Annotated in this window: 8 protein-coding genes; 3 read left to right on the plus strand and 5 right to left on the minus strand. The window is 37.7% G+C overall.

Features of this window, described 5'->3' with window-relative positions; genetic code table 11:
* Positions 1 to 381: 381 nt before the first annotated feature.
* Positions 382 to 1,629 (minus strand): MFS transporter, encoded by a 1,248-nt coding sequence (locus tag FC37_RS08230; protein WP_025006411.1) that lies wholly within the window; start codon positions 1,627 to 1,629, stop codon positions 382 to 384.
* Positions 1,630 to 1,776: 147 nt separating this feature from the next.
* Between FC37_RS08230 and FC37_RS08235 the strand changes: the two genes are divergently transcribed.
* Positions 1,777 to 2,757, plus strand: coding sequence for a hypothetical protein (locus FC37_RS08235; protein WP_025006412.1), 981 nt, complete (start codon positions 1,777 to 1,779; stop codon positions 2,755 to 2,757).
* Positions 2,758 to 2,849: 92 nt separating this feature from the next.
* Here the strand turns inward: FC37_RS08235 and FC37_RS08240 are convergent, their stop codons facing one another.
* Together FC37_RS08240 and FC37_RS08245 are read right to left on the minus strand one after the other, a co-directional pair.
* On the minus strand, positions 2,850 to 4,073 hold the full coding sequence (locus FC37_RS08240) for an RNA-guided endonuclease TnpB family protein (protein ID WP_081776582.1): 1,224 nt from the start codon (positions 4,071 to 4,073) through the stop codon (positions 2,850 to 2,852).
* Between the two features lie 121 nt (positions 4,074 to 4,194).
* Positions 4,195 to 4,560 carry an aggregation-promoting factor C-terminal-like domain-containing protein gene (locus tag FC37_RS08245; protein WP_025006414.1) on the minus strand — a complete coding sequence of 122 codons (366 nt, stop codon included), beginning with the start codon at positions 4,558 to 4,560 and terminating at the stop codon, positions 4,195 to 4,197.
* Between the two features lie 206 nt (positions 4,561 to 4,766).
* Here FC37_RS08245 and FC37_RS08250 point away from each other — a divergent pair, with 206 nt between their 5' ends.
* Together FC37_RS08250 and FC37_RS08255 are read left to right on the plus strand one after the other, a co-directional pair.
* The gene (locus tag FC37_RS08250; RefSeq protein ID WP_056945600.1) at positions 4,767 to 7,301 is read left to right on the plus strand and encodes a M1 family metallopeptidase; all 2,535 of its coding nucleotides are present in this window, start codon (positions 4,767 to 4,769) and stop codon (positions 7,299 to 7,301) included.
* A gap of 228 nt (positions 7,302 to 7,529) precedes the next feature.
* Positions 7,530 to 9,023 (plus strand): peptide MFS transporter, encoded by a 1,494-nt coding sequence (locus FC37_RS08255; RefSeq protein WP_025006415.1) that lies wholly within the window; start codon positions 7,530 to 7,532, stop codon positions 9,021 to 9,023.
* A 38-nt stretch (positions 9,024 to 9,061) separates the two neighbouring features.
* On the opposite strand, the gene FC37_RS08260 is transcribed toward FC37_RS08255, so the two are convergent.
* Together FC37_RS08260 and FC37_RS08265 are read right to left on the minus strand one after the other, a co-directional pair.
* Positions 9,062 to 9,256, minus strand: coding sequence for a hypothetical protein (locus tag FC37_RS08260; protein WP_025006416.1), 195 nt, complete (start codon positions 9,254 to 9,256; stop codon positions 9,062 to 9,064).
* 89 nt (positions 9,257 to 9,345) lie between these two features.
* The coding region (locus FC37_RS08265; protein WP_056945601.1) for a L,D-transpeptidase family protein at positions 9,346 to 10,396 on the minus strand (1,051 nt) is incomplete at its 5' end.

A 10,396-nucleotide genomic window follows, 5' to 3' on the forward strand; every position in this document is an offset into this window, starting at 1 on the left:
ATTGATAGAATATCATAGAAATCTATCAACAGGATTTATCATAGAGCCATTTTTATTAAGACTTTGTGCGTGGCACTCAAAAAATTATTTAAATTATTTATACAAATAATTATGAAGCGCTGCCTGATTTAGCCTTTGAAGAGGCATTGGTCTACCTGCTTATCGCTCTTAAAGAAGTAAAAGCAGAGATCTCCGCCACAGTGGAACAAATATTAGACAACTTTATTAAGTTATTGCCGGTTTTCATGCAAAAGCAGCAGCTGCGGACAGCTTAAAAACTAATTTAAGAGACAAAAAGCCAGATCCAATATGGATCCGGCTAGTTTTAGTGCTTTCAAGTTTCAGTTATGGATTAAAAGTAAAAGCAGTGAAAGCGATTACTTATTTATTTCGATAAGAAATACCCCATGCGAAGATCAAAATTAAAATAAAGTTCAATAATAAAGTAAATCCGGTTACCCAGAAAACAGTCGCATAGTTTGAAAAACCAGAAATGGCAGAACCCATTAATGATCCAAGTACTGCACCTACTGCTTGGAAAGACTGATTATAACTAAAAATTCGACCGAAACTTTCCTTAGGTGTATTCAAAGTTAAAACAGTTTGAGCTGCAGGCAACATCCCCGCACTGGCAATACCTAATAAGAAACGTAAGAAGGCAAGCATCCACGGATTATTAGTTAAAGCCATTGGTGCAAATAAAATGAAGCCGATGACTAAACCTACACGCAAAACGCGTAACGGCCCAATTTCATCCATCTTATGGCCAATCTTAGATGCAGCAAGCAAAGTACCAAGTCCTGGCGTTGCTGCTACGATACCAGCAACAAATGCAACATCAGAACCATGAGGCATCATTGATTTTACGTATAATGAAACGATAGGATCAATTGACATAGTTGAAGATTGAACCAACATCGTAGTGATGAACATAACGATAATTAATTTAACACTTGGCAAACTCTTCATGATTTCGCCCATTGGCTTCATCTTTTCGCGAGAAATTGGAGTAAAGTCTTCATGAACTAGGAATGTTGTTCCTAAAAATACGATGAACATCAAGACACCGGTAATAAAGAACGGAATACGATAGCCCCATGCACCGCCAAAGATATTGCCAAAGAAACTAGAAAGGGCACCACCTAATAATGGACCAACCAAGTTGCCAGCAGTACCAGCGGTCATCATCTGACTCATTACCCATCCACTACGTTCGTGCGGCGTTTCGCTGGCCATCAATGCCGTAGCGTTGTTGATATAACCAGAAAATGACCCTTGAATGAAGCGCATGACAACGATATAAATCGCATTTGGTGCAAAACCAGTCAAGGTAATAGTAATTGCCATAACGCCGGATGCACGCATACACATTAGTTTTCTTCCTTTACGGTCAGCCAAGCTGCCCCAGTATGGAGAAACTATTGCCTGGGCAATAAAGGTCATAGCGAATGCCAGCCCAGAGTATAAGTTGATTTGCAGCTTAGAATAATTACCTAAATCAGAAATAAACAGTGAGATAAAGGGCATAGTCATTGAGTAGCCCATCCCAGTGATGAAGCAACCTAACCACAGAGTATAAAAAGCCTTATGCCAACCTGCAGGCAGATTGCGTGATTTAATAGTAGTCAAAGTGTCATCTCTTTCAAAAATAAGAATAAGTTTTAATGTTTATTTTAGCACATACAAAAAATTAAATATTTTTCCAATTTTTTATAATAAAAAGATTATTAATGAAATAATGTGCTACGATAATGGTTCTAGAAGGGAGTTATCTTTATGGCACACATGTCGCGGCGAGAATATCGTATGAAGAAGGAACATGGACAAGATGGTGCTGATCGATCACGAATCAATTATTCTAAAAGTAGAGTAAATAGTCGTGAAGAATTTAGAAGCAAAAAAATTAGCAATCCTAAACCTGCTGCTAATACCAAAATCGATCTTTCACGTGAAAATTATAATCACGTAAAGCTCAATTTCTGGACAATCTTTTCTGATCGACCATATATTTCAGTTGCAATTATTGTCTTGGCACTATTTCTTGCCATGATCAAATTATGGTGGGGATTATTAATCTTATTGGCAGTCGTAATTGTTGGAATATACGTCATCGGCCACAGTCATCATCCCCATCAAGTACTTAGTCTTGAATTTCATCTAAAAGCTTCAAGAAAATTAAGTATGCTGAGAGCTTTAGAATTAGGTGGCTCAGTTACTATGTTTTTAGCTACCTATATGAAGCAAGTGGTAACTGTCGACTTTTCATCGGCAGGGTCAACCGATAGTTTCCAAATTATTCAAGGAGTATTGTCTAATAATGGTGGCTATTATGGTCAACAAGGATCATACTTTTTGAGTTTACTAAATACAGTCACTGGTGGTCAGCTCTGGAGTTCATACCGTTATGCCACAAATAGTGCGCAAATGATGAATAGTAGTTCTGGTCGCTGGATTATTATGTGGATCATGCTTTTGATGATTGCTCCAGCTTTTTGTGTATTAGCACAATTTTTTAAAGAACCATATTCTAGAAATGTGACTTTGATTACTTCATTGATTACCACATTTAGTTTTATCTTAACTCCTGTTTTAATGCGTAAATGGGTAGTTGGTTATGCTATGGAAAACCAACTGGCAAGAGAAGCGGCTAATAATGCTGTTCACATTGGGACGATGGCCTACGTAGGAATGGCTTGCTCGATCCTGGTATTAATAATTGCAACCTACCGGGTAATTAAACAAGATCATTTTGAATGAACTACACCGGCACTGAAGTGCCGGATTTCTGGGAACACTGAGTAGTGTTTAGGATCTTACATTGAATTATTCAAATACCTAACTCACGGAACTCAGCTTGTTACCGTGGCCAGTCCCTGACCATTTAGCTTTGCTTTATGCAAGATATTAACTGCCGCATTAATATCTCGGTCATGCTTAGTTTGACACTTAGAACAGGTCCATTCACGAATCTCTAATGGCTTAGCACCACTGTTATAGCCACATTTTGAACAAATTCTGGAAGTATTCTTAGGATCAACTGCAACTAGCTTTTTCCCATACCATTCACACTTATACTCCAGCATTTGTCTAAACATTCGCCATGAAGCATTGGCAATTGATTTGGCTAAGTGATGATTTTTCTGAAGATTCTTGGTTTTCAAATCTTCAATTGCAATTACATCATATTGCTTAACTAAATGCGTAGTTAATTTATGCAGGTAATCTCTGCGCTGATTAGCTATTTTTGCTTGGCATCTGGCTTTTGACTTTTGTGCTTTTTGCCAATTAGTGCAACTCTCTAAGCTTCTAGGACAAAGTACCCTTTTATTCTTATCTTGTAAAACTAGTAATTTAGCTAAATGTCTACGTCGAGAATACTTTTTCTGCCAAATTCTAGCTTTCTTTTCAAAATAAGAACTGTCAAAACTAGAGTACTTTAAACCATTAGATAGAATTGCTAAATCAGCTACCCCAACATCAATTCCAACTTGTTTGTCAGTTAAGCTGTACTTCTCTGGTTCAGATATTTCTACCTGTAGAGACAAATAATATTTTCCTGTTGGTTCAAGCAGAACAGTGTAGCGCTTAATCTTAACATCTTGCAAAACTCCAGTCTTGCTGGTTTTGACACAGCCTAATTTAGGAATCTTTAAATATCTTTTACCTGCAATTCTGATAGTCGATTTACCAGTATAAGACCTTTTCAGATACTTGCGTGAATGAAAACGAGGCTTGTCAATTTGACCACTTTTATCTTGAAAGAAGTTCTTCCAAGACTGAGTTAGAAATTCATTAACTACCTGCAAGCTTGAAGAATCGCTGTTTTTCAAAAAAGGATATTCTTTTTTAAGCGGCTTAAGCAGATAATTCAGCTTAAATTTACCCAAGAAAGGCAAATCCTTATTATTCTGATAGCGCTCATTCATCATAGCCAGCATTTGATTCCAAACAAAACGGTCATTGTCAAACATCTGCTCAAGCTGGTTTTGTTGAGTTTTATTAGGATAGAGTCTTAACTTGATCCCTGTTAGCACATTTGTTCCCTCCTTTCTTTTTAAGATTACACCAAACATATGTTTAAGAAAGAAGGAGGAACAAGCAAAAAACTAAAAAGGCCGGATTCATCAATAAAGAAAAAACAGCTTAGTCAACTTGACTAGACTGTTTTTTTGGAAATTAAGGAATAAATTAATTTTAGTACCAGTTATGTGCTAACCAAAATCTCTTAGCGTTAACCCATGAACCGTAACGACCGTAAACGTATCTATCAGCAGTACGTTCTTGGTTCTTTGGTGATAAGTCACCGTGTAAGTAGCCGATGCTTAATTGGTACTTACCGTAACATGAACCGTTTCTAGCAGTGTAGCTACCGCCTGATTCACGCATTGCGATCCATCTCTTAGCTGCTTTTTCTTTTTTAGACATTTTCTTCTTCTTAGCAGCTTGAACATTTTGGCTAGTAGAATTGTTAGCGAAAGTTTGTGCAACTGCAACACATGCAAAGGCAAGTGCTAATGCAGCAAAAATTTTAACTAAAGTAGATTTAACTTGTTTACTCATTGATTTCATTCCTTATTAAAACTTATTTTTAAAAAATTTATATATTTCTTAATGACTATACTTATATATTACAAGGTCTATATGACAGCAATGTTACAAAACGAAAACGTCACTCTTACAATCAGGAAGAAATTGCCTTTTTTGAGCGCTTTTACTGATATTTTGGTAAAATTTAGAGTGAATTATGCTAATAGGAGGCAAAATAAATGGCAGTTAAACGTTTTTATGAAATTTTCCACCCAGAACATTACGATTTACGCATTAACGTAAACCGTAAGAATAAGACTATTAATGGTACTTCAACGATTACTGGTGATGTAATTGAAAACCCAGTATTCATTAATCAAAAGTTTATGACCATCGACAGCGTTAAGGTTGATGGCAAGGACGTTGATTTTGAAGTAGTTGAAAAAGACGAAGCAATCAAGATTGAAACTGGCGTAACTGGCAGAGCCGTAATCGAAATTGCTTATAGCGCACCACTTACCGACACTATGATGGGTATTTACCCTTCATACTACGAATTAGAAGGCAAGAAGAAGCAAATTATCGGTACGCAATTTGAAACTACTTTTGCTCGTCAAGCATTTCCATGTGTTGATGAACCAGAAGCTAAGGCTACCTTCACCCTTGCCCTTAAGTGGGATGAAGAAGATGGTGAAGTTGCACTTGCCAACATGCCAGAAGTTGAAGTTGATCAAGATGGCTACCACCACTTTGAAGAAACTGTTCGTATGTCAAGCTACCTTGTCGCATTTGCCTTTGGTGACTTACAATCAAAGACTACTCACACTAAGGATGGCGTTTTGATTGGTGTTTACGCAACTAAGGCTCACAAACCTAAGGAATTGGACTTTGGACTAGATATTGCTAAGCGCGCAATTGAATTTTACGAAGACTTTTACCAAACTAAGTACCCACTTCCACAATCATTACAACTTGCATTACCAGACTTCTCAGCTGGTGCCATGGAAAACTGGGGTCTTGTAACTTACCGTGAAGCTTACTTACTCCTTGATCCAGACAACACTAGCTTAGAAATGAAGAAGTTAGTTGCTACAGTTATTACCCACGAATTAGCTCACCAATGGTTCGGTGACTTAGTAACCATGAAGTGGTGGGACAACTTATGGCTTAACGAAAGTTTTGCCAACATGATGGAATACTTATCAGTTGATGGTTTGGAACCTGACTGGCACATCTGGGAAATGTTCCAAACTAGTGAAGCTGCATCTGCATTGAACAGAGATGCTACTGATGGTGTTCAACCAATTCAAATGGAAATTAATGACCCAGCAGATATTGACTCAGTCTTTGACGGTGCCATCGTTTACGCTAAGGGTTCAAGAATGTTAGTCATGGTTCGTTCACTTCTTGGTGACGACGCACTTCGCAAGGGTCTTAAGTACTACTTCGACCATCACAAGTTTGGCAATGCTACTGGTGATGATCTTTGGGATGCACTTTCAACTGCAACTGATCTTGATATTGGTAAGATCATGCACTCATGGCTTAAGCAACCAGGTTACCCAGTAGTTAATGCCTTTGTTGATGAAGACGGTCACTTGAAGCTTACTCAAAAGCAATTCTTTATCGGTGAAGGTGAAGACAAGGGTAGACAATGGCAAATTCCATTGAATGCTAACTTTGACGCACCTAAGATTATGTCTGAAAAGGAAATCGACTTAGGCAACTATAAGGTACTTCGTGAAGAAGCAGGGCACCCACTTAGACTTAATGTTAGCAACAACTCACACTTCATCGTTAAGTATGATAAGACTTTGCTTGATGATATCTTGGCAGATGTTAATGAATTGGACCCAATTGACAAGTTGCAATTGCTCCAAGACTTACGTCTCTTGGCAGAAGGTAAGCAAATTTCTTACGCTTCAATTGTTCCACTTTTGGTTAAATTTGCTGATTCTAAGTCAAGTTTGGTAATTAACGCACTTTACACTACTGCAGCTAAGCTTCGTCAATTCGTTGAACCAGAATCAGATGAAGAAAAGAACTTGAAGAAACTTTATGACCTCTTATCAAAGGATCAAGTTGCACGTTTAGGCTGGGAAGTAAAGCCAGGCGAAAGCGATGAAGATGTTCAAATTCGTCCATACGAATTGAGTGCCAGCCTTTACGCTGAAAATGCAGACTCAATTAAGGCAGCTCACCAAATCTTTACTGAAAATGAAGATAACTTAGAAGCATTGAATGCAGATGTTCGTCCATACGTTTTGATTAACGAAGTAAAGAACTTTGGCAATGCTGAATTAGTTGATAAGTTAATCAAGGAATACCAAAGAACAGCTGATCCATCATACAAGGTTGACTTACGCAGCGCTGTAACCAGCACCCAAGATCCTGCAGCTATCAAGACTATTGTTGGCGACTTTGAAAATGCTGACGTAGTTAAGCCACAAGACTTACGTGGTTGGTACCGTGGTTTACTTGCTAACCATCATGGTCAACAAGCAGCTTGGGACTGGATCAGAGAAGACTGGGATTGGCTTGACAAGACTGTTGGTGGTGACATGGAATTTGCTACATTTATCACTGTTACTACAGGTGTCTTCCACACTCCAGCAAGACTTAAGGAATTCAAGGAATTCTTTGAACCAAAGATTAATGTTCCACTTCTTAGTCGTGAAATTAAGATGGATGTTAAGGTTATCGAAAGTAAGGTTAACTTGATCGAAGCTGAAAAAGATGCTGTTAATGATGCAGTTGCTAAGGCAATTGATTAGGTAATATAATTGTAAGTGTTCATGAAGAACTAAATGCAATTCATGCAGAAGAACACAAATGAGAAAAAGAGTATGCTAAACGTGACTTTAGTCATGCAAAGCGTGGGCGGTCGTATGACCGCTTTTTTTGTAAAGAAATAAGGATCTATCTGTAAATAGGATAGGTCCTTATTTTTCGTGGTATAATTATTTTTATTGCTTACCTTAGATTAAGAAGGGAGTTTTTCTTTGGGTAAACGAGATTCAAATACAGCATTCTTTGGACAGCCAAAGGGCTTGTCCACTTTATTCTTTACTGAGATGTGGGAGCGTTTCAGTTACTACGGCATGCGGGCTATCTTATTGTTCTACATGTACTACGCAGTTACCAAAGGTGGTTTGGGAATGTCTCAAACTACTGCTGCTTCAATCATGTCAATCTATGGTTCGCTTGTTTACTTATCAACGTTAGTCGGAGGCTGGCTTTCTGACAGAGTATGGGGCTCTAGAAAAACAGTCTTTTACGGCGGTGTGCTTATTATGTTGGGACACATCGTTTTAGCTTTGCCAGCTGGTGTAGCGGCGTTATACAGTTCGATCGCTTTAATTGTTGTGGGAACTGGATTGTTAAAGCCAAATGTGTCTGATATGGTTGGTGGTCTTTATTCTGTTGAAGATCGCCGTCGTGACGCCGGCTTTAGTATTTTTGTTTTCGGAATTAACTTAGGTTCCTTCATCGCTCCATGGCTTGTTCCATGGGCAGCTGAAGGTTTTGGCTTCCATATCTTTGGTAGCCAGTTGAACTTCCATGCAGGATTTTCATTAGCTGCAGTTGGTATGTTCTTTGGTTTAGTACAATATGTACTTGGCGGAAAGAAATATCTATCAACTGAAAGTTTGACACCTAATGATCCTATTGATAAAGGCGATTTGCTTAACGTAATCAAGTGGGGTGTCATTATTATCGTTGCAATTGCTGCAGTTTTAGCCGTTATGGCTGGAGTAGGACAATTAAATGTTGATAATGTAATTACCTTATTAACTATCTTGGCTATTGCATTGCCAATTTACTACTTCGTAATGATGCTTCGCAGTTCAAAGGTTACTAAGATTGAACGTTCGAGAGTTAAGGCATATATTCCATTATTCTTCGCCGCAGCTATTTTCTGGGGAATAGAAGAATCAGGTTCAGTTGTTTTAGCATTATTTGCGGAACAAAGAACTGTTTTACATATCGGCGGTTGGCACTTTACTGCGGCTAACTTCCAATCTCTTAACCCATTATTTATCATGATTTTGACACCAGTATTTGTATGGCTATGGGAACACTGGAAGAAGCAGCCAACTGCACCGGGGAAATTTGCGGCAGGTCTTGTCTTTGCCGGGCTTTCATACATGTGGATGGCTCTTCCAGGTATGCTTTTTGGTACAAGTGGTAGAGTAAGTCCATTCTGGCTTGTAGGTTCATGGTTTATCGTTGTAATTGCCGAAATGTTGATTTCACCAATTGGCTTGTCAATTACAACCAAACTTGCTCCAAATGCATTCCGCTCACAGATGATGAGTATGTGGTTTATGGCCGATGCGACAGGACAAGCAATTAATGCCCAAATCGTTAAGTTTTATTCAACTAAAACAGAAGTGCCATACTTCATGGCTGTTGGTGTAGTCAGTGTAGTATTCGGGATTATTATGTTTGTTTTAATTAAGAAGATTAACGTCTTAATGGAAGGCGTACATTAGAATATGAAAAATGACGTGGGAATAATCTCACGTCATTTTTAAAATCTACGTAAATAGATGCTATAAACTACTAGTAAAATACCAAAGATTAAGAAAATAATTGCCAAACTACGTTGCCATTTAGCTTCATTAGTTTTAGTATTATCTTTTTTCGTGTTATTGTTCTTAATACTTAAACATCTTAAATATGAAATTGCCGCCATAACTAAGCAAATGATTCCGATTATTAACATAAAAACCTCTCAAAAATCTATATCTTTATGTCTAATTTTACGCAAAAAAATAATGCCATTCAAATTTGAATAGCATTATTTTTATTTTCTTAGTAAACAATTACGGCATCATTAGTAGAAACATTGTTCCATACGCTTCTAATTTCAGCAGGACGAATGTTAACACATCCATGTGAGCCGCCTTGAAGGTATGCAGTCTTACTCCAATCATTTCTCCAGCTAGCGTCGTGCAAGCCACAGCCGCTTAAAGTAAATGGCATCCAGTATTGAACTTTAGATGCGTATTTGGAGCCGTCGTCATTGAAACCGCGTAAAACGCTAGGTGACTCTTTATACATGATGTACCAAACACCCTTTGGAGTTTGGTTGCCTTTTCCACCCTCTAAAGTACCAGTAACTACATCGTTTAAATGAACAACAACGCGTCCTTTGCGAACGACCCATAATTCTTGGTTTTTAATCGAAACGACAACATAATTATTCCCGATACCGTTGTTGCTCTTGCCATAACCATGAGCATAAGTACTGTAGCCATCGCCATAAATGTATTTGCTGCCATCAAGTTCTGTAGTACCATCGATAAATGCCTTTTCTATAGCAGCTTGGGCTTTCTTTACATAAACGCCCCAACCATAACTTTCGTTAGTTACAGTGACCGTTTTGCCTTTAGCCTTATTGCCTACAGGTACCATAAATTTATAGCTCTTTTTCAACGTTTGGACTTCTTTATTGATGTCATGAAGTTTGTTAGTTAAGTTTTTGACATCAGTGAACTTATACTTACCATCCTTATAAGTAACTTCACCAATTAAGTCTTCAGCTTTTAAGGTGTATTTTTTACCAGCGATATTATAAGTTACAGAAGCGCTTTGCATCTTCTTCAGTTTTTCTTTTGCTTCGCTTAGAGCTGTAGAATTATAAGTATATTTTTGATTATTAATCAAATCTGTATGTTGCTTGTCAAAATATTCTTTAACAGTTTGCTTATCAACAGTTTGAATATTTGCATCCCTTTCAGAAACTATTTTTTTATTTCTTAAAAAGATGACATTATCAGCTTTTTCGTTAATCTTCGCTGTAGCTTTGAGACTGTAAAATAGTTTGTGTAAGGATGAATGATTCCTTAAATTTATTTCTTTA

The organism is Lactobacillus gallinarum DSM 10532 = JCM 2011, assembly GCF_001434975.1.
GTDB classification, from domain to species: Bacteria; Bacillota; Bacilli; order Lactobacillales; family Lactobacillaceae; genus Lactobacillus; species Lactobacillus gallinarum.

Coding starts and splice junctions, on each gene's coding strand:
- FC37_RS08235 (WP_025006412.1), top strand. CDS start 1,777: ATGGCACACATGTCGCGGCGAGAATATCGTATGAAGAAGGAACATGGA.
- FC37_RS08240 (WP_081776582.1), bottom strand. CDS start 4,073: ATGTTTGGTGTAATCTTAAAAAGAAAGGAGGGAACAAATGTGCTAACA.
- FC37_RS08245 (WP_025006414.1), bottom strand. CDS start 4,560: ATGAGTAAACAAGTTAAATCTACTTTAGTTAAAATTTTTGCTGCATTA.
- FC37_RS08250 (WP_056945600.1), top strand. CDS start 4,767: ATGGCAGTTAAACGTTTTTATGAAATTTTCCACCCAGAACATTACGAT.
- FC37_RS08260 (WP_025006416.1), bottom strand. CDS start 9,256: ATGTTAATAATCGGAATCATTTGCTTAGTTATGGCGGCAATTTCATAT.